The sequence below is a fragment of the Sphingobium xenophagum genome (genome assembly GCF_002288285.1).
Lineage (GTDB): Bacteria > Pseudomonadota > Alphaproteobacteria > Sphingomonadales > Sphingomonadaceae > Sphingobium > Sphingobium xenophagum.
Map to the genome: position 1 here is coordinate 2,456,937 of NZ_CP022745.1, position 23,174 is coordinate 2,480,110.

Annotated in this window: 3 protein-coding genes (1 of these 3 only partly in view); all 3 read left to right on the forward strand. The window is 62.7% G+C overall.

Annotated elements, in window-relative coordinates:
• Positions 1-20,900, forward strand: partial view of a putative Ig domain-containing protein gene (locus CJD35_RS12055; protein WP_095687083.1) — the 3' portion only. The gene continues 16,201 nt to the left of window position 1, outside the view; the window shows 20,900 of its 37,101 coding nt (coding positions 16,202-37,101); its start codon lies beyond the left edge, outside the window; it ends in the stop codon at positions 20,898-20,900.
• On the forward strand, positions 20,897-21,199 hold the full coding sequence (locus CJD35_RS12060; RefSeq protein WP_017182489.1) for a DUF3467 domain-containing protein: 303 nt from the start codon (positions 20,897-20,899) through the stop codon (positions 21,197-21,199). The genes CJD35_RS12055 and CJD35_RS12060 overlap by 4 nt, the downstream gene beginning before the upstream one ends.
• A gap of 141 nt (positions 21,200-21,340) precedes the next feature.
• Positions 21,341-23,170 (forward strand): GAF domain-containing protein, encoded by a 1,830-nt coding sequence (locus tag CJD35_RS12065; RefSeq protein WP_017182488.1) that lies wholly within the window; start codon positions 21,341-21,343, stop codon positions 23,168-23,170.
• The last annotated feature ends 4 nt before the right edge of the window (positions 23,171-23,174 follow it).

The following is a 23,174-nucleotide window of genomic DNA, read 5'->3' on the forward strand; positions in this document are numbered from 1 at the left end:
CGTTCCGCGTGGAATATAGCGTCACCAATGCGGGCGGCGCGACACCGGCCCTGCAACCGCAATGGGACGACCTTGTCTATCTTTCCCGCGATCCGTTTCTTGACCTGACATCGGATCGTTTCCTGGGCTCGATCCGCCACACAGGGGGGCTGGACGCTGGCGGCACCTATTCCGTCGTCAAGGATTTCGTTGTGCCGGGCGACCTGGGCACCGAAGCCTATTATGTTTTCGTGGTGACCGATCCGGCGCGCTATGACGCCACGGGCAGCCTGTTTGAAGCCGACGAGCGCAACAATATCCGCGGCAGCGACGTGCCGATGGTTATCGAGTTGCCACCGCCCACCGACATACAAGTCACCGATATTGTCGCGCCCGACAATAAGCAGGCGGGCGATCCCGTCACGATCAGCTGGACGGTGACGAACAAGAGCACAGTGACCGCGTCGGGCAGCTGGAGCGATGCGGTCTATCTCTCGCGCGATGCGACCTGGGACGTAGGCGACAAGTTTTTGGGACGCGCCAATTTCGCAGGCTCCCTGCTGGCGGACCAGAGCTATACGCTGAGCCTGGATACGACGCTGCCCGGTGCGGCGGCGGGCGACTATCGCATCATCGTGCGGGCCGACGCGCGCAATCAGTTGTTCGAGGATGTGGGCGAGGCGAACAACATCACCGCTGCCCCCAACGCCACCAGCATCTCGATTGAGACGCTGACGCTCGGAATCCCCTTGTCGGTCAATCTCAAGCCGGGGCAGGAGCGGCTCTACCGTATCGTCGTGCCGGCAGAACAGACGTTGCGGTTGCGCGTAGCCTCCGATGACGAGCGGGCGATCAACGAAGTGTTCGTGCGGCATGACGATGTACCGACATCGGCGCTGTTCGATGCGACCTATACCGGACCACTGGCGCAGGAACTGACCGCGATCGTCCCGGATACGGAGCCGGGCGTCTATTATGTGATGGTGCGGGGCTATAGCGGCCCGGACGACGGTAGCACGGTGCGGCTGATCGCCGATCTGATGCCGATGGTGATCACCAGCATAGAGACCGATACCGGCGGCGACAGCCGCTATGTGACGACCACGATCAAGGGCGCGCGCTTCCACGAGAATGCGATCCTCAAACTGTCTCGGCCGGGCATTGCCGAATTCGAGCCGGTGACCTGGAAGGTGATCGACAGCAGCACGATCATCGCGACCTTCGATTTTACGGGCGCGGCGCACGGCCTTTACGATCTGAAGGTCACCAATCCCGATGGGGCGCAGACGGTCGAACCCTATCGTTTCCTCATCGAACGGGGCATCGAGCCGGAAGTCACGATCGGCGTGGGTGGGCCGCGTGTCATATTGGCGGGTGATCAGGCGACCTATTCCATCGCGCTCAAGAATATCTCGAACCTCGACGCGCCCTATACCTATTTCCAGGTCGGCGTGCCGGAACTCAATTACAACCAATATGTCTATGGCCTCAAATTCCTCGAATTCTTCACCAATGTGCGGGGTATTCCGGAGGGCGCGGAGGGCAGCGATAACGCCAGTGTGCCCTTCATCAACCTGGAATCGATCACCAATACCAACGGGCAATTGCTGACATCGGGCTTCCTTTTCGATCAGCCCGCTGACGGCTTTGGCGGCTTCACCGTCAACGTCCGCACCTATCCTGGCCTCAAGGAAATGGCGGATCGTGCCTTCAGCGCGTTTCAGGACAGGATGAACAACCAGTTCCCCGACCTCGCGCCGCTCCTCGATGGAGGAGAGGGCGGACTGGGCGAATGGTGGGAAGCGGTGAAGGACAAGGTGAGCGAGATCATGCCTGCCGCGCGCAGCACGCTCGACCAGCTCGATTTTGTCGGCCTTTACCAGCAGAATAGCGCCGTGCCGAGCAAGGACGAGATCCCGTTCATCCCGTTCCGCTTCCATATCGTCGCTGCCGCCACGACCATGACGCGGGCCGAATTTGTCGAATTCCAGTCGAAGCAGGCGCGCGATTTGCGCACCGCCATCCTGGAGGCGAATGACGCCCCCGCGCCATTGCTGGCGCTTGCCGCCGATGAAGGGCAGTGGACGGAACTGTATCTCGCCGCGCTCGAACAGGCCGGGCTGTTGCGCGACGAGCAGGACGTGCCGCCGATCCGGACGAAACAGCATATCGTCAGTCTGATGACCACGTTGGCATCGGGCATCTTGTTCGGCCCCGGCGGTTCGTCGGTACGCTCTACTGGCGATCTGCTCACCTTCTTCGATCAGGTCCGCGCCTATTACGGGCATGAAGACGGGCTGATGGCCGCCATCGAATATATGGACCCGCGCCATAGCGACAAATATGATGGCGAGGTGCCGGTGCCGGCGCTGCCGGAACGGGCCGACTATGATCTGGGCCTGTCCACGCCCACGCATTTCGAAGCGTTCCGAATTTTCGTACCATGGGTGCCATTCGACCAGCGCGGTGCCGGGCTGCCCGCCGATTTTCAGATCAACGGGCCAGAGCCGGTCGACGGCCAGGAATTTGCCCAGCTGGATTTCTCGCGCTTTTTCGCCAGCGAAGGGCAGGTGAACCGGCTGGCGTCGATCACCGGGCCGCAGACGCTCGACACGCAGGGCTGGCTGCCGGGAGCGGCGGAGCTGCCCTATACCGTCAGCTTCGAAAATGCGGCTGGTTCAGCGCGCTATACCAATGAAGTGCAGATCGTCACCACGCTCGATCCCGATCTTGATCCGCGCAGCTTCCGGCTCGGCGATATCAAGATTGGCGACATCACCATCGACGTGCCTGATGGCCGCACCAGCTTCGACGCGGAGATTGATTTCACTGCCACGCGCGGTTTCATCCTGCGGGTCAGTGCGGTGCTGGACCTGTTCCAGCAACCGGCAAGCGCGAGCTGGCTCATCCAGGCGATCGATCCGCTGACCGGCGAAGTGTTGCAGGACGCGACCCGCGGTTTGCTGGCACCCAATGATGCCAGCGGGACGGGCGCGGGCTTTGTCAGTTACACGGTGGTGCCGGGCGACGATGTGGCGACCGGCGAGCGCATTTCCGCCTCCGCACGGGTGCTGATGGACGGCTTTGCGCCAGAAGACACCATCGTCCTCAGCCAGATGGTCGATGCCGTCGCGCCGACCAGCACGCTCACCGCCAAACGCGTGGGCACGACAGCCAATTTCGAGGTAAACTGGCGCGTTCTGGACGATGTCGGCGGTTCCGGCGTCAAGCATGTGACGCTTTACACCGCTGAAAATGGCGGCGATTTCAAGATCTGGCAACGGATGTTGCCCGACGCGATCGGTATGCTGGTCTTTGAAGGGGAGGCTGGCAAAAGTTATGAATTCCTGGCGCTGGCGACTGACATTGCGGGCAATCGCGAAGTGCCCAAGCCCGGCGTCAACGCTATTTCCGACGGGTCCAGCGTCAATCTGGGCGGCGTGCCCACCGTGCCCGACACGACGGCGCCCAATTTCGGGCAGCCGCCAGCACCCACGCCGGAACCTTCGACCAACGCGCTATTCACGCAGGCCGAAGCGCTGGTTCCTGCTGCGGCTCCGCTGAGCGCGCCGAGCGAATTTGATTCCGTCCTAAGCCCCTTTGTCGCCCGCGCTTTCGCCACCGGCATCACGCGCAGCACGACCGAAATTGGCCCGATGGCGATCGTGGAGACGCCGGACGGTGACTTCCTTGTTTCCGGCGGGACCAATCGCGGCACGATCTGGAAGTTCAGCGGGCAGGGCGGCGCGGCGGCGACGCCGTTTGCGGAGCTGGACACGCCCATTTTCAACATGGCGTTCGATGCCGAGGGCGGCCTGTGGGCGACCACGGGCGGCGGGCCTCTGCTGCGGCTCGATCCGCAGACCGGGGCCATTCTGGACCGGTTCGGCGATGGCATCACCATCGCGCTGGCGGTGCATCCCACGACCGGCAAAATCTACGTGTCGACCAACAGCGGCGTGTCGATCTTCGATCCCGACGATGGCAGCTTCACACAGTGGAGCAGGGATGAAAATCTGCGCGTCGGCAGTCTGGCCTTCGACGATGACGGTGCATTGTGGGCGGTGACCTGGCCCGACCGCAAGCAGGTGGTGCGTTTCACCGATCGCGCGCGGGCGGAAACAATGCTCACCTTCGATGCGCCCGCAGATTCGCTGGCGTTCGGCAAGGCCGGGACGCGGCTCGAAGGATTGCTGTTCGTCACGCACACCGCCGGAACGGTGGACGATGCAGGGCTGGCCGAACCGGGCGGCGCGCTGACCATGGTGGACAGCGCGACCCTGCGTCGGATCGACGTGGCCAAGGGCGGTTCGCGCGGCGACGTCGTCATCACCACGAGCGATGGCCGTGTGCTGGTGAGCCAGAGCAACCAGGTCGACATCGTGGCGCCCGCGACCGCGCCCGTTGTCATCGCCACGAATCCGTCTCCCGATGCGCAGATTGCGCTGCCCCAGGCTTTCCTGTCGGTCACCTTCGATCAGGATATGTTCGCCGGTTCGGCCAGTCAGGCCGGATCAGTGACCAATGCGGAATATTACACGCTCAACCACGCCACTCTGGGCGTTCAGCAGATCCGCGCCGTCACTTATGATGCGGCCAGCCGGACCGCGTATCTGAACGTCGGCAACATCCCGGCGGGCGATTATATACTGACCATCGGCGCACCGCTGACATCGGCCAATGGCCAGCGCATGGGCGTCAATTATCAGACCGGATTTTCCGCGTTCGAGGATATTTCCACGCTTGTCGACATCCTGTTCGAGGATACGAGGCTGGACCGTGCGACGGGCACCATTTCCTACAAGGTCACGATCACCAACAAGACTGACGGACCGATCACCCTGCCGGCCTTGTTGACGATCGACCCGCTTGGCGGCTTCCCCGGCATTCCGCAGGGCGCGACCGGCCAGACCGACGATGGCCGCTTCCTGATCGACCTGTCGGGCGCATTGCCCGCCGATGGCGTGCTGGAGGCAGGGGAAAGCACGTCTGGCCGTACGGTTTCGATCACGACCTCGGCCAATCGACGGCTTGATTTCGTGACCGGCATCGTCGCGAACGCCGTTCCCAACACCGCGCCGTCCTTCGTCAGCGTGCCACCGCAATCGGCGACCGTCGGCACGCCGCTTAGCTATCAGGTGGTGACGAACGACGCGGAAGGGCAGGCGGTGTCCTTCGGATTGCTGACCGCGCCTGCGGGCATGACGATCGACTCGACGACCGGCTTGCTGGAATGGACGCCGCCTGCGGGGACGGCATCGCTCGCGCCGGTGGTGATAGAGGCTTTCGATTCACGCGGCGCCGTGTCGCTGCAACGCTTCGTGCTGGCGATCGCCGGGGGCAATCGCGCGCCGGAATTTGTCTCGTCCCTTTCCGCCGTGTCGAGCGGGGAAGGGCAGTTGTTCGAATTCGAGCTGGTTGCAGTCGACCCTGAATCGCAGCCGCTGACCTATTGGGCGGATGGTCTGCCTGCCGGGGCGACCTTCGATCCGGCGACACGGGCATTTTCCTGGTTGCCAGGCTATGAATCGGCGGGGACATATGATGTCCGCTTCTTCGTCACCGACGGCCTGTCGCGTGACGAAGTGGTCGTCACCCTATTCGTCGCCGAACGGAACGAGCCGCCGCAGGTGGTGCCCGTCGCCGACAGGATCGCGCGTGAAGGCGACTTCGTCAATTTCCGGATCAACGCCAGTTCGCGCAGCGACCGCGAACTATCCTATGGCGCGGAAACGCTGCCCTTTGGCGCGACGCTGAACCCGACGACCGGCGAATTTTCCTGGACGCCCAACTATATCCAGAACGGCGTCTATGACATTGCCTTCTTCGTCACGGACGGCGAAACGCTGGTTCGGTTCGTCACGAAAATCACCGTCGAAAATGCCAATGCCGCACCCGTGTTCGACCAGCTTGACGGATGGCAGGTGCTGGAAGGGCAACAGCTTGCCTTCAACATATTCGCCTTTGATCCCGACAACCCCTATTATACCCCCGCCCTTCGCAACGGCGAAACGGGCGAGGCGGTCGAGACCAGCGAAACGTCCCGGACAGTCACCGTCGAGTTGATCGGCGATCTGCCGCCCGGCGCGACTTTTGATCCGGACACCTATGATTTCACCTGGACGCCGACCAATGCGCAGGCTGGCGATCATGTGGTACGTTTCCGTGCGACCGATGACGGCAATGGCACGGGCGTTCCGCTGACCACGGACATCATCGTCCCCATCAGCGTGTTCAACCAGAACCGCCGTCCGGTGGTAAGCCCGATCGAAAATGCGACGGTCGCCAAGGACGCCGTCTTGGAAATTCCCGTCAGCGCCACGGATGCGGATGGCAATCCGCTGGTCCTGGCCCTGCGGAACGAAAGCCCCTTCCGTCCGCTGCCCGATTTCATCACCTTCGTCGACAATGGCGACGGCACCGGCAAGATCCGCGTTGCGCCGGTTGCCAATGCACGGGGGGATCATGTCGTCATCCTCACGGCGACCGACGACGGGGACGGAACGGGTGAACCGCTGGCGGGCGGCTATGCCTTCACGATCAAGGTCACCAGCCCCAACGAGGCACCGGAAATCGGCTATATCGGCGACGTTGTGGCGGTGATTGGCGAGACGATGAAGGTCATCGTCAATGTCACCGACATGGACCAGGATGCGCTGACCTATGCTGTTGCCGGACTGCCGGGCGCAACGATCATGCCGACCAGCGTTTATGGCCGGGCGCTGATCGAGTGGACGCCCACACTGGCGCAGGCGGGCACGCATGATGCTCTGGTCACCGTAACCGATTCCGGTGGCGGCGCGGTTACGCCGGTAAGCGACACCGCCGCGTTCAAGGTGGTCGTGCGCGCGACCAATACGGCCCCGCAGCTTGCGCCGGTCGGCAACCATAGCATCACGGAAGGCGAAACGCTCTCATTCACCCTGGGCGGTGCTGACGCGGACAATGACAGCCTGACCTTCACGATGAGCGGCGCGCCCGATACGGCCTCGCTCGATCCGGCTACCGGCGCATTTGTGTGGACGCCGCCGCTCAATTCCAGCGGCGAATATAGCATTACTTTCTCCGTCAGCGACGGCCATTCAAGCAGCAGCGAAACGATCATATTGACGGTCGCCAATGCCAATCAGGCGCCTGTGTTCGTGCCGATGGGCCTGCAACTGGCGCGGGAAGGCGCGCCGATGGTGTTCCGCATCATCGCGGGCGACCCCGATGCCGATCCCGTCATCTATCAGGCGCCCAACGGCTTGCCCGAAGGCATGCTGTTCATCCCCGCGCGGGGCGAAATTCAATGGACGCCGGGCTATGCGCAGGCCGGTGATCATATCCTGCGCTTCACCGCGACCGACCCGCTGGGCGCTGTCGATACGATCGACGTCACGGTCAGGGTGGCCAATGTCAACCGCCTGCCGGTGCTCGACGAAGGCTTCCACGCCTTCCTGATCGGAGAAGAAAAGCGGTTCACCGTCCGGGCGAGCGATCCGGACAGCGAAGATGTCCTGACATTCTCCGCAGAGGATTTGCCCGAAGGGGCAACCTTCGATGCTGTCACCGGCGAATTTGTCTGGACCCCCGGTCCCGGCCAGGCGGGCGATTATGCCGTCACGCTGATCGCCGATGACGGGCGGGCAAAGGTCCGGCAGACCATATTGCTGCGCGCCACGATCGAGCCGGTGCCGCCCGTGGTCCGCCTGGAACTGACGCCCAGTTTCCCGGCGGCGCCGGGTCAGAATGTGCTGATCCATGCCGTGGCCGACAGTCTGGCGGACATCACATCCCTGCGCGTTCAGCTTGACGGTCAGGACGTGCTGCTCGACGCCAATGGTCGGGCGACCGTGGTTGCCGGCGCACCGGGCAAATATGTCTTCACCGTCACCGCGCGGGATGCAGATGGTGGTGAAAAGACCATCACGCAAAGCTTCAAGGTCCGCGATCCGCTGGACAAGAATGCGCCCAGCGTCTTGTTCGACGGCGCGATCGATGACGCTATCGTTACCTCGACCCTCGCGATTGCCGGGACCGTCGACGACAGCAATCTCGACCGCTGGACGCTGCAACTGATCGACGGGCAGGGCGATGTCACCCTGCTGGGCGAAGGCGGTTCCAATCTGACAGGCACGCTCGCGACGCTTGACGGGCGCAGTCTGGCGGATGGATTCTATCGCCTGCGGTTGACCGCTACCGACATTTCCGGTCGCACCAGTGTCGACACGGCGATGATCGAACTGCGCACCGGCGCTGACAAATTGTCCCGCTATACGACGCAGCATGTCGATATATCGACCGTGCTGGGCGGCGTACCGTTCGATCTCGTCCGCGCCTATGACAGTATCACCGGCAAATGGACGTTCCTTGGGATCGACGCCGATATTGTGACCAGCGTCGGCACCCAGCCCAATGCGGGCGGCGCGCTGCCCGCGTTCGAGATTGGCACGCGGCTGTTCCTGACCTTGCCCACCGGCGAGCGGGCGGGCTTTACCTTCAACCCTGTCGAAGAGGTTATTGGCGGACAGACTTTCTACCGCCCCGCCTGGATAGCCGATGGCACGCATGGCTGGCAGTTCAGCTCGATCGATGTGCAGCTTCGCAAGATTGGCGGCAAATTCTACGATGTGGATAGCGGGGCGGCCTATAATCCGGGTTCGCCGTCATTTGGCGACCGGGACTACGCCCTGCGCGCGCCCGATGGCACGATCTACATCCTCGATAGCCAGCGCGGCACGGTCGAAATCCAGAAGGCGGAAGGCAAGCTGCTGATCGGCGACAGCGGCGTCACCGCGCTGGGCGGCGATGCGCTGCGTTTCCTGCAGGACGCGCGCGGCAATGTCACCCAGGTCACCGATGCGTCGGGCAAGGCCAGCATCTATAGCTGGGACGAGGATAACCGGCTGACCGCATTGCGCGACCTCGTGACCGGCGCTGGCATCCGTTACGGCTATGTCGATGGGCGGCTGGCGCTTGAAGTGCCTTCGTCGGGGACTGGCAAGCGGATCGTCTACGCTTCCGACGGCACAGTCGCGACCGAAGCGATTGTCGCTGATCTGGCTACTCCGGCAAAGTTCACCGGCCAGACGATATCGGGCGATCTTGGCGCAGGCGGGGCTGAAAGTTTCGCCTTCACCCTGCGTGAAACCGAACTGGAAGGATTGCCCAATGCCTTCGTCATTCTGAGGGTAGAGACGACGGGTTCGGTCACGCCGCAGATTGCGGGGCTATCCCCCCTGGCCAGCGCGCAGGCGGGCGGCAAGGTCGTGACGCTGTTTGCGCTGTCCACATCGGGCCTGAACGAATTGCGGATTGCCGGCAGCGGCGCCTACGCCTTCGAAATGCGCGCTGCGGGCGACATTAATGGCGATGCGAAGGTAGACGGACTGGACAGCGCCGCCGTGGTCGCGGCCCTGGCCGGATCGGACATCAGTGGCGATGGCGTGACGAACGCGACCGACACGCAGATCGTCGCTGCCAATTATGGGTTCCGGGCGAACCAGTCACCCCTGATCGCCCCCACCATTCCGACGGAAAAAACCCATGTCGACTTGCAGCGCTATGTCGACCTGACCAAGCTGGCGACCGATCCCGATGGAGACCGTCTCTATTTCCGGGTCGTCGGGGCAACCGGCGGATCGGCGGCTCTTGCCGCTGACGGGCGTGGCGTCCTGTTCACGCCGACCGCTGGCTATTCCGGCGCGGCTTCGATCCGTTTTTCGGCCGATGACGGCTTTGGCAGCTCGGCGGAAGGTGTCATCGACATCAATGTTTCCGACGCGGCCTTGCGGTCGTTGAATTTCGCGCAGCGCCAGCCTGCCTTTGCGGCTGCTGGCGAAAGCGGCGGCGTGGCCCTTATCGGTCAGTTCGCCGATCAGGCCGATGTTGCGCTCCCCTATTCCTATGTGACGGCGAGCGTCGGCCATCCCGACATCGTGCGTCTGGGATCGGACGGGACATTATTGGCTCTGGCCCAGGGTGCGACCTATTTGAAGGTTTCACGCGGCAACATTGCGGCGGCCACGTCCCTGACGGTGGGCGATCCCAATAGCGTGCGTGAGTTGATGACGCAGATTTACGGGATCAACGCCTATCCAGACAGCGTGACCCTGTTGCCCGACGGTGGTTCGCGCGCGATCATCACCAGCCTTGACGTGACGGAGGAAACCTTCGCCAACGGGGCGGCGGCGGGGACCGTCTATGTGTCGGCCGACAGCGCGATCGTGACCGTGGATGAAAACGGGCTGATGCGCGGTGTGGGTGCCGGATCGACCTTTGTCACGGTGATCAACGGGTTCAGCGAGGACCGGGTGATGGTGTCCGTCGCACCGCCGGTCATTGGCGACGATGTCGCGGTCAACGGCGCTGCTGGCGCGATTGTGCAGAATGCCGATGGCGTCCAGATCGCCTTTGGCCCAGGGGCGCTGAGCGGCGATGCCACGGTGACGATCGATACGCTGACGGAGGCTGAGCTGCCCATCGTCATGCCAGCGACCGATGCATTTCATTTCCTGAGCGCGTTCGACCTTCAGGTCGATGGCGCGGAATTCAACGATACCGTGCAGATCGCCGTGCCGGTAGCGGGCAATGTGGGCGATCAGGTCTGGTTCTTCGCCAGCGTTGATTTGCCGCTCGGCCCGAATGGCGAGACTATCCCTGTCTGGACGGTGATCGATTCAGGCGTGATCGATGCCGACGGGATGGCGCGGGCGAAATCGCCGCCCTTCCCGGGCCTCAGCAGGCGCGGGGCCGTCCTGGTGGCGGGGGCGGCCAAACCGCTGCCGATCCTGCGGCTGAACGTCGGCTTCACGGCGCTCAATGCGCTGGTATTCGCGCCCGCGATCGGCATTGCCGCGGTTGGTGGCCTGGCTGGCGCGACGGTCGCGCTGGGTCTGGCTGGCGCCGCGCTTGGATCGGTGGCGCTGCCATTATTTGCGCAGCTCAAGGAAATCCAGATTTACGCCGATCTGGCGAAAGACCAGGCAGCCGTCCGCCGTATCGACCTGTCGCCCGAATTCACGCAAGCGGAGCTTAACGACGGCAAGACGATCGTCGCCAACTTCCCGCCGCAAGCCTTCCAGTCCGACAAGGGGCCTGTGGTCTCCAGCGTGTCGACGCTGGTCGCCAATGACGGGAGCACGGCCGTCACGATAACCGGCCTTGACTTCATCGATGGCGAAGCCGGGTCGATCAGCGCCAAGAGAGACAATGTCCGCGTCGTCCTGACCCATGGATCAAAGCGCGTTGTCATATCCGACGCGGTGATAACGGGCGAAGTTGGCGCGGTGCAGCAACTCAAATTCACCGCGCCGCCCACTGTCCTGCTGGGGGCCAGCGATGTCACGATCGTGCGCCCGGCAGTCGGCTCGTTCGGTTCGGCGAGCGGCGAACCCAATGATTTCACGGAACTGGTGGAAAGCGCGGTCGTCAAGATCGACAATAAGGCGGGATATGCCTTTGTCGGCGATGCGAACGGCGTTCAGATCATCGATCGCAAGCTCTCGTTCGAAGAATCCCAGCCCAATGACGAATTGATCGCGCGCATCGATCTGGGCGCGCCGGTCAGGGAAATCGTCGTGACCGGCGATCTCGGCGCGGCATTCGTCGCGACCGAAAAGGGCATTGCCGTCATCGATACGCTGACGCTGCGCCAATATGACCTCAACCCCAATAGCAACGATGATTTCATCAAGGTCGAAGGCGGCGTTGTCACAGCGCTCGCGGTCGATACGGAGAATGGCTATCTCTACGCGGCCGGGCTGGGCAAGGTCTATGTCATCAACATCGATCCGGGCCGGGACAATTATCTTAAGGTCGTTGGCGATCCGCAACATACGCTGAACATGGAAATCACCAGCCGGGGTGAACAGTTCGGCCATATCACGAGCATGGCATTGAACGCCGACGGCACCCGCCTCTATGTCGGCCTGCCGGTGTCAGAAATGTTCGGTCAGCGCCCCTGGATCAACAATCAGAACAGCGATCCCGGCCTGATCATGGTCGTCAACGTCAATGAAGAGCAGCGCCCTGTCGAGGGTGAGGCCAATATTCATGGCTGGCGTACGGTCGTCGACAAGGTGGCGTCGGGTATCGAAGTGTTCGATATCCAGCCGACGGTCGATCCGAACAAGATGGTGTTCGTTGCCCGTGGCGATCGCAATCGCGGCGCCAAATTGCTGGAATATACGCCAGCCGGCACGCATATCGTTACCCAGATCGGTACCCTGACCATGGGTCAGGAAATCGGCGTGTTCGAACAACCGTTCACCATCGGTGGCCTGGTCGTCAGCGTGGACAAGAAGCGCAGCACGGATGAAGGCCGGTTTTCGATTGGCCGGGTGCCGGACCTGAACGTCCATAATGCGTCTGGCATCGCGGTCACGCCGGACCTGGAATATATGTTCGTCGCCGATTGGGGCGTCCCGACCCTCTATTGGTATCGCGACCTTGATTATTCGCAGCTGGTCGACGAATTTTATCGGGTCGGGTCCAAAATCCTTGTGATCAAGGATCCCTTCGGACCGAACCGCCAGCTTGTCGGCGCGACGACGCCGGTACCCTTCGCGTTCCTGGAAGAACTGCGCGTCGATAGTTCCGGCACCAAGCTTTATGCCAATTACCGGGGTGCCGGTAACATCGTCATCATGGACATCAACAAGGTCCGCGACATCGCCAAGCGTAGCGATTTCGACAAGCTGCTGGTCGAATTCCAGGACAAGGCGATCGACAATCCCAACTATCCGTTCGACATCTATAATGAATCCACCGGACAAGGTGCCGTGGATGTCACCCGTCATGGCCGCGGGCTGGCGCTTAATGCGATCCAGGCGCTCAACCTGATCACTCCGACGACCGAACTGGATATTCACGGCGACAATCCGCCGCCTCTGACGTTCAAATGGGAGTTTGATCCCACGCTGATGCCAGCCGGATCGGTGATGAAGACCAGCTTCTATCTCAGTTCGCTGGCGCCCGGTGACGGGTTGTGGCCCGACGATCCCATCCGTGAACGGGGCGTGTTGCAACAGCCCGACTGGCAGGGTGCCGACAAGCACCCCAGCCGCATCTTCACCAAGGTGAATCTGGAAGCGGGCAAATGGCGGGTTCTGGCGAGCGGCGAAGTGGTGCCGGACGGGGAACTGCCGCCCGGCAAGTTTGAACTGACCTTCGATCCGGAGTTCGCGCGGGTTCTGACCGGCGGGCAGACCTATTTCTGGGGCGTGCGGTCAACCGAATTTGGAATTCGTGATTTCCGGCAGTTTACGGTTCTGCCCGATCAGGCGCCAGCCGGCACCTTTAACGGCGTCACCGTCCTGACCCACGGATTCCAGCTGGACGGCATCTGGACCGACAATGATTCCTTCCACCAGCCTGCCGCGTTCCAGGAAATGGGGGAGATGATTTCACGCCTGGGCGGGGGCGGTATCGTCCTGCTCTATGACAAGAATGAAGGCACATGGGCGGACATGAGCGACCCGACCAGGGTTGTCACCGGTGATATGCTGGCCGCCTATGCGGGCAAGCCTGTCGTGCTGATTTCCGATTGGGTCCGCGAATCCGCCCATGCCGAAGCGGGCTTCTCCGAAGCTGCCGCCGACTCGCTGTTCGCCGCGCTCATGGATCTGGACGCTGAATCGAACAACATGTTGCTCAGTTCGCCATTGCATTTCATCGGCCATTCGCGCGGCACGGTGGTCAATAGCGAGATCATTCAGCGCCTGGGCTATTATGGCCGGGTCACGAGCGGCATTCACATGACCACGCTGGACCCGCATGATTTCGTGCAGGATTCGCTGGATATTCCGGTCAACACGCTGCTCAACATTGCCAAGGCCTATAGCAGCTTCAAATCGCTGGCGCTTGCCGTGCGATCGGTCGCTACCGCGGTGGGGGCTGTCGGTTCGGCGGTCGGCTCCGGTGGCCTGACATTGGTCGCGACGGGCGCGATCCTGGGCGGCGTCGGCAAGGGCATGGTCGAAGCGGCAGGCGCCGCCAAGATGGCGTTCCGTATCCAGAAGTTCCAGGATCTGGCGCAGACATTGGGCATACAGCTCGACCCGGTGAAGTTCGGCGATTTCCTCGATCCCGACGTCAAATTGTGGTCGAACGTCAGTTTCAGCGACAATTATTATCAGGATGCGGCGTCGCAGACCTTCACGACGGCGACGCCCAACGGGCGCGACATCGGCCCGACGGATATATCCCGCTATCTGGGTGGCGTGGTGCCGGGTGTATCCGGTTTCAATCTGGACGATTTCGCCGGATTGGGGGCAGGCGGCCCGCATAGTCGCGTCTGGCAATGGTATGCCGGTACGATCGACACCAACATGACCAAGTTCCAGGGTCTGGATATCTATCGGCGCATCACCGACGATGGCATCCGGCCCAAAGTATTCGGCATACCCTCGCTCGATCAATGGAATATGGAACCTTGGTACTTTGTCGATCCGGCCAAGGTCACCAGCCCCAGCATGTCGGTGCGGATCGGTGCGGCGAACCAGATGGTCACCGGCAATACGACGTCCACGACCCATTTCAACATCACAGACGGCGTCGGCACCGGCTGGTTCTATTCCGTCGCAGGCGGCGGGGCGGACTTCCGGCCGATTATCAGCGGTGGCGAGGTGGACGTCACCACCGACAATAGCGAAGCGCCCAATCCCGGTGGTTCTGCCGTCCAGAGCATCTTCAACGGCAATTTCGAACAGGGCACGCGCGAATCCCTCAACGTCCATCTGGAACGCATTGCGACCGGCGAACTGGATGACGATGCCGGGCGCTTCCCGATTTCCTACGAAATTCCAGGCTTCGCATTTCATGGCGGGCAGGGGTTCAAGCTCGACCTGCTCGGCCTGCCCGACGCCGACGCCATCGGCAACATCGATGTCGCTGCGCTGTTCATGGTCAACACCAATCCCCAGGCGCTGGTCAAGAAGGTGCTGGTCAAGATCTGGGAGGACTTTTTCGACAGTCAGGTCAACCTGGCCAACCAGATCACGATCGGCAATTTCAAGCTGCCGACGCTGAACTTTGTCGAAGCGAAGCTGGCCGCCAAGGTGGTCGGCTGGGCCGGTTTCGATGCCGGCAAGAAAATCGACATGGTCAACAAATATTTCAAGGCGACCAACAAGGTATTCAAGGCCGCCGGTATTGCGACGGAAGCGCTGAACGATGGTCTGAACACGCTGGTCGAAAGCACCGGCGTGACGATGTCGCTGGGTGCCGATACGAAGGATGAAGCGGGTCTGGAGCGGCTGAAAGCCTATGTCTCCAACGCAATCGAAAACGGCTTCGACAAGCTGTTCCCCAACCAGGACAATTATTCGCTGATCATGGGGGCCAGCGCGGCGCTCACAAAGATCATCGACTCCTTCCTGCCCGATGGCGACATCTGGGAAGCGATCAAGATGGAAACGCGCAGAATTCTGCCGGGTCTGGATTCGATCACCCACAATTTCGTCTATGTGCCGAAGGACCAGCCCTATCTGACCTTCAAGATCTACAAGCCCTATATGCTGCAACCCGGCGCGAAGATCCGCGTGCGGTTCGAAGGAGCGGGGCTGCCCACCATCGATGCGCTGGTCGCCAATCAGGAAGAGGGCGCGCGTCAGGTCGATCTGGGCACCGGCATGTTCACGTCCAGCGAATTCTCCGTAATCGTCCCTGACGAATATAAGGGCCGTTCGGCGACCATCACCATCACCCATGAAAACATGGCGCCGACGGAGGAAGACAAGCAGGATCTGGAGGACGCGGCGTTCATCGATGCGATCACCGATGCTGCCAAGGATCTGGGCACGGCCGTCAGCCAGATCTATCTGCTCGACGATCTGCGCTTTACGACGGTCGCCGCGATCAACGGGGTCATGCCCGGTTCGCCGCAGGTCGCGGCCGAAGGGGTCGCGATCACGCCCGCCGCTCCGGCCGTCACGCTGGAACAATTGGCCAGCCTCGTCGATGACGCGCGCCTTGCGTGGATCGCAGCGGGGATCAGCGACAGCGATGCGCAGAAATTGGCCGACCTTGAATTTGCCGTGACCGATCATCAGGGTGCGGCGCTGGCGGTTCATTCGGGCCATGTCATCACGATTGATGCGGATGGCGCCGGGCATGGCTGGTTCATCGATATTACGCCGGACGGATCGAGCGAGTTCCTGACGTCGGGCGGACGGATGCTTGCGATCGACGGTAGCGCGGCGGCAGGGCGCTACGACCTGCTCACCGTGCTCATCCATGAAATGGGGCATGAACTTGGCCTGTCGGAATTGCCTACCACGACCATTGGCCGGGTGATGAATGAAGCGCTGGGGCTGGGTGAACGGCGCTTGCCAGGTCTGGCTGACCTGCCGGTCGTACCGGTCGTACCGGTCGCAGCGCCAGTCGCGGGTGCCATTCGCACCGTTACGTTGACGGGGACAGGCAGTTCGGTGCCGGTTGTCGTGGTTGGTGCGCCGTTCGCCTTGCTGCCTTCGGGGACGCCAGCGACCGCGCCTTTCCAGAATGGCGATTTTGGTACGGCGACGGGCTGGTCGCCAGTCGGTGGCGGCGTCGTGTCCGGCGGAGTGGGCGTCCTTGCCGAGGACAGCCGTTTCCTGTCCTCGCTCAACCAGAAATTCGTCCTGCCCAATGGCGCAACGGAAATCAGTTTCCAGATCCGGTCTGCGGTGCTGGGGTCGAACAATGCGCTGCCGCCTGATGCCTTTGAAGTGGCGCTGCTTGATCCGGTCACGGGCCAGTCGCTGCTGGGCGATCTGGACGGGCTGGACCTGTCCGACGCCCTGCTCAACCTTCAGGCCGATGGGTCGCTCTACCTTGCCCCCGGCGTGACCGTGACCGGCAATCCATTGACGGGCAGCGCGACGGTGACCGTTTCGCTTGCAGGGGTCGACCGCAGTAACGGCGCGTTGCTTTCCTTCGACCTGATTGCGATGGGTGACCTCGACAGCCGCGTGACCATCGACAATGTCGCGTTCGTCGCGGTGGCGAATAACGCGCCAGTCGCGACCAATGACAGCGGCAGCGGCGATGAAGATCAGGACATACTCATCGATCTTCTGGCCAATGACAGCGACGCCGATGGCGATCTGCTGAGCATTGCGATCCTGAGCGGCCCGGCAAATGGCACGCTGATCCCGCCGACCGTGACGGGGGGAGCGTGGACCTATCGCCCGGATGCGAATTTCGCGGGAGCGGACAGCTTCACCTACAGCATCACCGACGGGCTGAGCGCGCCGGTGTCGGCCAGTGTCGCCATCACCGTGAACGCGGTGAACGATCTGCCGGAACTGGCCGTGGTGCAGGATCGCAGCGCGGTACAGGGCAGCTTCGTCACGCTCAATCTGCTGGGAAGCGACGTAGAGGATGTCGCATCGGGCCTGACCTACGCGCTCGTCTCCGGCCCAGCCGGTGCCAGCGTCAACCCGTCGGGCCTGTTGAGCTGGACAGCGGGTCTGCCGGGCATCGAGAATTTCACCGTGCGCGTCACTGACAGCGACGGTGGAATTGCCGAACGCAGTTTTGCGATCACCGTCGTCGCGCCGGGCAACGAAGCGCCTGTCTTTGCCGCGCTGCCGGATCGGGATGTCAATGCGGGATCGCTGTTCACGCTCCAACTGGCCGCAAGCGATGATGATGATGCCGCGGCGGATCTGACTTATACGCTGATCGCTGGCCCAAGCGGCGCGACGCTATCGCCTGCCGGCGAATTGCGATGGGTAGCGACCGGAAGCGGCCCCCATCAGGTAACAGTCCGCGTGACCGATCCCAAAGGCGCGTTCGACCAGCGGAGTTTCGTCCTGAATGTCGTGCCGGTCATCGGCAACACCGCACCGACGCTGCCTGTTCTTGGCGATGTCGCGGTTGAAAGCGGCAAGCTCCTGATCCTGCCGATCACGGCCAGCGACAATGAGGATGTCGCCGAAGCGCTGACCTATTCGCTGGTCAGCGGCCCCGATGGCGCGGCCATATCGGCCAGCGGCCTGTTCAGCTGGCAGGCGGGCAATCCCGGCTCCCAGACCGTGACAGTGCGCGTCACGGATACGGGCGGGCTGATTGCCGAGCGCAGCTTTGCGATTCTGGTCTCGAACCCTGCGCCTATATTCGCGCCGATCGCCGATCGCTCGGTATCGACAGGCGGCAATGTCGCGATCACGCTTTCGGCCACCGACAGCAACCATGGCGCAGCGCAGCTCGTCTATTCGCTGGTCAGCGGTCCGGCAGGCGCAAGCGTGACGAGCGATGGGCAGTTCAGCTGGACGGCCGCCGGGCTGGGCAGCCAGCCGGTCGTGGTTCGCGTGACTGACCCGCTGGGCGCATCGGCGGAGACGGGCTTCAACATCGAAGTCACGAACGTCGCGCCGGTGCTGGCCGATGTCGGCCCGGTCGCCGTGAACGAAGGCAGCGTGCTTTCGTTGCAACTGGTCGCCAGCGATACCGAGGATGCGGCGGCGGACCTGACCTATACATTGATCGCTGGCCCAAGCGGCGCAACGCTGTCACCCACGGGCGAATTGCGATGGGTCGCGACCGGAACCGGCTCCCAGACCGTGACAGTGCGCGTCACGGATACCGGCGGGCTGATTGCCGAGCGCAGCTTTGCGATCCAGGTCTCCAACCCCGCGCCTATTTTCGCGCCGATTGCCGATCGCTCGGTACAGACGGGCGGCAATGTCGCGATCATGCTTTCGGCCACTGACAGCAACCATGGCGCAGCCCAGCTCGTCTATTCGCTGGTCAGCGGTCCGGCAGGCGCAAGCGTGACGAGCGATGGCCAGTTCAGCTGGACAGCCGCCGGGCTTGGCGCTCAACCGGTCGTGGTTCGCGTGACCGATCCGTTGGGGGCGTTTGCGGAAACGGGCTTCAATATCGAAGTCACGAACGTCGCGCCGGTGCTGGCGGCTGTTGGCCCGGTCACGGTGAATGAAGGCAGCATGCTTTCGTTGCAGCTCGTCGCCAGCGATGCCGATGATGCAACTGACGACCTGCTATTCTCGCTCGTCTCCGGACCAGCGGGCGCGACGCTGACGGCTGGCGGGCTGCTGAACTGGCGCCCTGCCGACGGCGGGGCGGAGGCGGCCTTTACCGTCCGCGTGACCGACCCCCATGGCGCGCAGGCGGAACAGAGCTTCAACGTCGCCGTGGCCGATGTCGCGCCGGTCCTCAGCGTGTTTGGCCTGACCACGATATTGACCGGCAAGACCTATACGATCGCGCTGGGTTCGAGCGATCCGGGCGACGACCGGCCGATCGAATGGGTCATCGACTGGGGCGATGGCACAACGCCCACATCGGTGGAAGGCAGCGCTACCGCTGCAAGCCACATCTACGCAGACGACGGCAATTTCCTGGTCAGCGCGCGCTTGCGCAATGACGATGGCAGCTTCTCGGCGACACCGCTCGGCGTCGTCGTCAATGATCCGCCATTGCTGCGGTTGACGCAGGCGGGCTTTACCGATGGCGGGCTGGTCGTGCGTGTTTCCGAACCGCTGGATGCTCTGGCAGGCAGCCAGGCGGTGCAACTCACCGACGGCAACGGCAATTCGCTCGCACTCACGCTCGGCCTCGCGACGGACGCGCTGGGCTTCACGTTGACGCGCGCCGATGGCAAGCCGCTGCAATATGGCAGCTATGATCTGGTCATTGCCGACGGCGCATTCATCAGTGCGGATGGTTCGGTGCTGGATGGCGATAATAACGGCTTGGTCGGTGGCGTCTATCGCACGCGCCTGACCTTCAGCCAGTCCATGGCGGGCAGCGCGCGCCTGCCCGACTTCATGCGTGGGCCGGGTGAGCATGTCGACGTGCCGTTTGCCGATAATGCGGGGCTGAAAGTCAGCTTCGCCAGCCAGGGCGGCGTCAAGACCATGACATTCACGGTCTTGTACGATCCCGCCCTGTTGCGGGTCGATGGCGTGTTGCCGGGCGCCGATCTGCCTGCGGGCGCGAGCCTCGGCTTCGTGACGGAGGCGGCCGCTGGCGGCAAGCGTCTGGCCTGGATCAGCGTCAGCAGCGATACGCCGATCGCTGCGGGCGACCGCTGGATACTCAGCCTAGATGCGACCGTGCCGGACACGGCTCCTTACGGGTCGAGCGAAGTGCTGGAAGTGAAGGTCGAAGCGATCAACGCGGCTGCTCCCTCCGCAACCGAGGATGATCAGGCGCTGCAACTGGTCGGCTATTATGGCGATGCCAATGCAGATCGTCGCCAGACCATGGCGGATCTGTGGCTGGCGACACGGGTGGCGCTGAACATCGACAAGGGCTTTGCGGCATGGGGCGACGCGCCGCCCGCGCTGGTCGCTGACATTCGCGACCATCGCCCATTGGCGAACCCGCTGCTGCCGGACATCGAATCCACCCCGGTCAAACCAGCGCCATTGTGGCAATCGCAGGTCGTGCTTCCCCCCGATTTCGGTCCGATCACCTACGGATTTTACGATGCGGTGGATCGCTGGGCGCAGGATATTCGAGCGACGGATTCGGCATGGTATGAAGTGGGGATGGACGGCAAAAAGCAGGATCAGTCCGACGCCACTGCTCCAGCCCCGGCAACAGGTTCCGACACGCCACCATCCCCGGCGTCGACACCAGCGCCTGTTGCGCCAGTGCCGACAGCGTCGGCCCCCGTGGATGACGCCGTCACGGCAGCGGCTGTCGCCGGGGCCGCGCCCGTACGGGCGAAAATCAACATGAACGCGCAGCCGGTTGCCAGCCGGATGATGGCCGCGATGACGGACGCGGATGATCAGTGCGCGACATGGCTGTCGCGCTTCCTGCTCGACAATGGCGATAGCCCTGCATGTTCCACGACTGATGATTTCCTCCCCATTCTCATTCCCGGTCTCAATCAGCCGAGAGAGAAGGCGGGCGACAAGCGCCGCAGGGATGCCATGCGCACAAGTGAAGGGCCTTCGGGCGAACTGGAGAAAAGCGAATGAATGACAAGTCCGCGACGGCCAAGGGACAGGCCGCGCCGCGCCAGCAGAAGCTTCGGTTCAACAGTGCCAATGTCAAAAGCAGCTATTGCAACATGTGCAACGCCACCAGCACGCGGGAGGAAGTGGTGCTCAATTTCGGGGTGAACCAGAATTGGGACCAGCCCAGCACTACGCCTGCGGAACTGGAGGTCGATCTGCAACATCGGATCATCCTCAGCCCCTTTGCCGCCAAGCGGTTGAGCGAGGCGCTTTCGCAACTCGTGCGTGACTATGAAACAAGATATGGCAAACTCGCCTGAGGTCGATGTTGTAGGACGCTGATGGCGTAGATTTGTGTTCTGCGTCGATTGGGGTGGCTTCAGCATGGTTCGCCAATGGGGGCAAAGGCACGAGATGATCAGCCGGGCGATAATTTCAGGGGCCATGATAAATTGAGAGCCATGCCCTCCACATCCGAACCGGCCGATGATGCCCGGCTATGGGCGTCGATGGCCAGCGCGCGCGATGCCGGGGCGTTCTGCCGCGCCTGGCTCGATCTGCAATGCGCGCGTACGCCGGGGGCGATTGCGGGCCTTGTCGTGCTGGAAGGGGAGGAGAACAGCTTTGCCCCGGCGGCTTCGTGGCCAGCAGGGCCGCAGGATATTCCCCATTTACGCAAAGTGGCTGAGCAAACCCTGACCAGCGGTCAGGCGGTCGTTGAAAATGACCCCGATCATCCTGCGCATACCGGCATCGCCTATCCCATCGCGGCGGGCGGGCGGACCTATGGCGCGGTCGTGCTCGTCATCGCGGGCGCCACGGCGGAGCGATTGCAGCCGATATTGCGCGAACTCCATTGGGGCGTGGGCTGGATATTGTCGATCGTATGGCAGCATCAAGCCAACGAACAGGCCGACCGAAACGCCGCGTCCATCGCCGCACTGGATGTGCTGGCCGCGGTCGAGGAACATGAGAGTTTCGATGAGTCCGCCGTCAGCCTGTGCAATGCCCTGGCCGTCGCGCTTGAATGTTCACGGGTCAGTTTCGGCAAGGTTTACAAGGACAAGGTCACGCTTGCCGCCATGTCGCATGGTGCATGGTTTCGCAAGAAATCCGATACCGCCGAAGCGATCGAGGCGGCGATGGACGAAGCGCTGGATCAGGGTGTCACACTCAGTGTTCCCTCGTCAGAGGGCAACCGTCTCATCACGCTGCAACAGGTCCGTCTGGCTGCCAGCGGCGGATTGATGGCGGTCGCGTCCGTGCCGGTGCTGGATCGCGGACTGCCGGTGGGCGTCATCACGCTGGAGCGCGATGCGGACGGCGCGCCGTTCGCCCCCCGCGACCTGCTGTTCGCGCAGAGCGTGGCGAGCCTGACGGCGCAATTGCTGGCATTCAAACTGCGTGAGGAACGCTGGTTCGGTGGTCGCGCCCGGCGGCATATGATGGACGGCGCGCGCGCCCTGTTCGGCCCACGCCGTCCGCTTGCCAAGGCGCTTGGCGTTGCCGCTCTGGTATTGCTGCTGTTCCTGCTCGTGCCGCTTGCCCAGTTCCGCGTCAGCGCCGACGCTGCGCTGGAAGGGCGGGTGCAACGTGCCGCCGCAGTGCCCTTTTCCGGGTTCATCGCCCAGTCCCATGCCCGCGCGGGGGATGTCGTCAAACAGGGCCAGTTGCTCGCCACGCTCGATGATCGGGATTTGCAGATCGATCATGCCCGTTCGGTGAGCGAAGTGCAGCAGCTTGATCGGGAATATCGCGAATCGCTCGCCAAGCACGAGCGGTCGAACATGAATCTCGATGGCGCCAAACTGCGTCAGGCCGAAGCACAACTGCGCCTTATCGAATATAAGCTTGCGCGGACGAATATTCTTGCGCCGCTTTCCGGCGTACTGGTTTCCGGCGATGTCAGCCAGCTCGTCGGCACCCCTGTCAAGGAAGGCGAAATCCTCTTCGAGGTCGCGCCGCTCGACGATTTTCGCGTCGTCCTGCATGTCGAGGAGGCGGACATCACCTATCTGCGGCCGGGACAAAAGGGGCGCTTTGCCCCAACCGGCCTTGCCGGGGGAACCGTGCCGTTCGTCGTTACCCGCATCTCCTCCGTGACCGGGACGCAGGACGGCAAGAACACCTTCCGGGTCGAGGCCGAACTGGACAGCGGCGCGCCACGGACGCTGCGTCCGGGCATGGAGGGCATTGCCAAGGTGACGATCGACCGCCGGTCCAATCTCTGGATATGGACGCGCGGACTGCGCAACTGGCTCCAGCTCTTCTTCTGGAAGTGGATTCCCTGAGCGC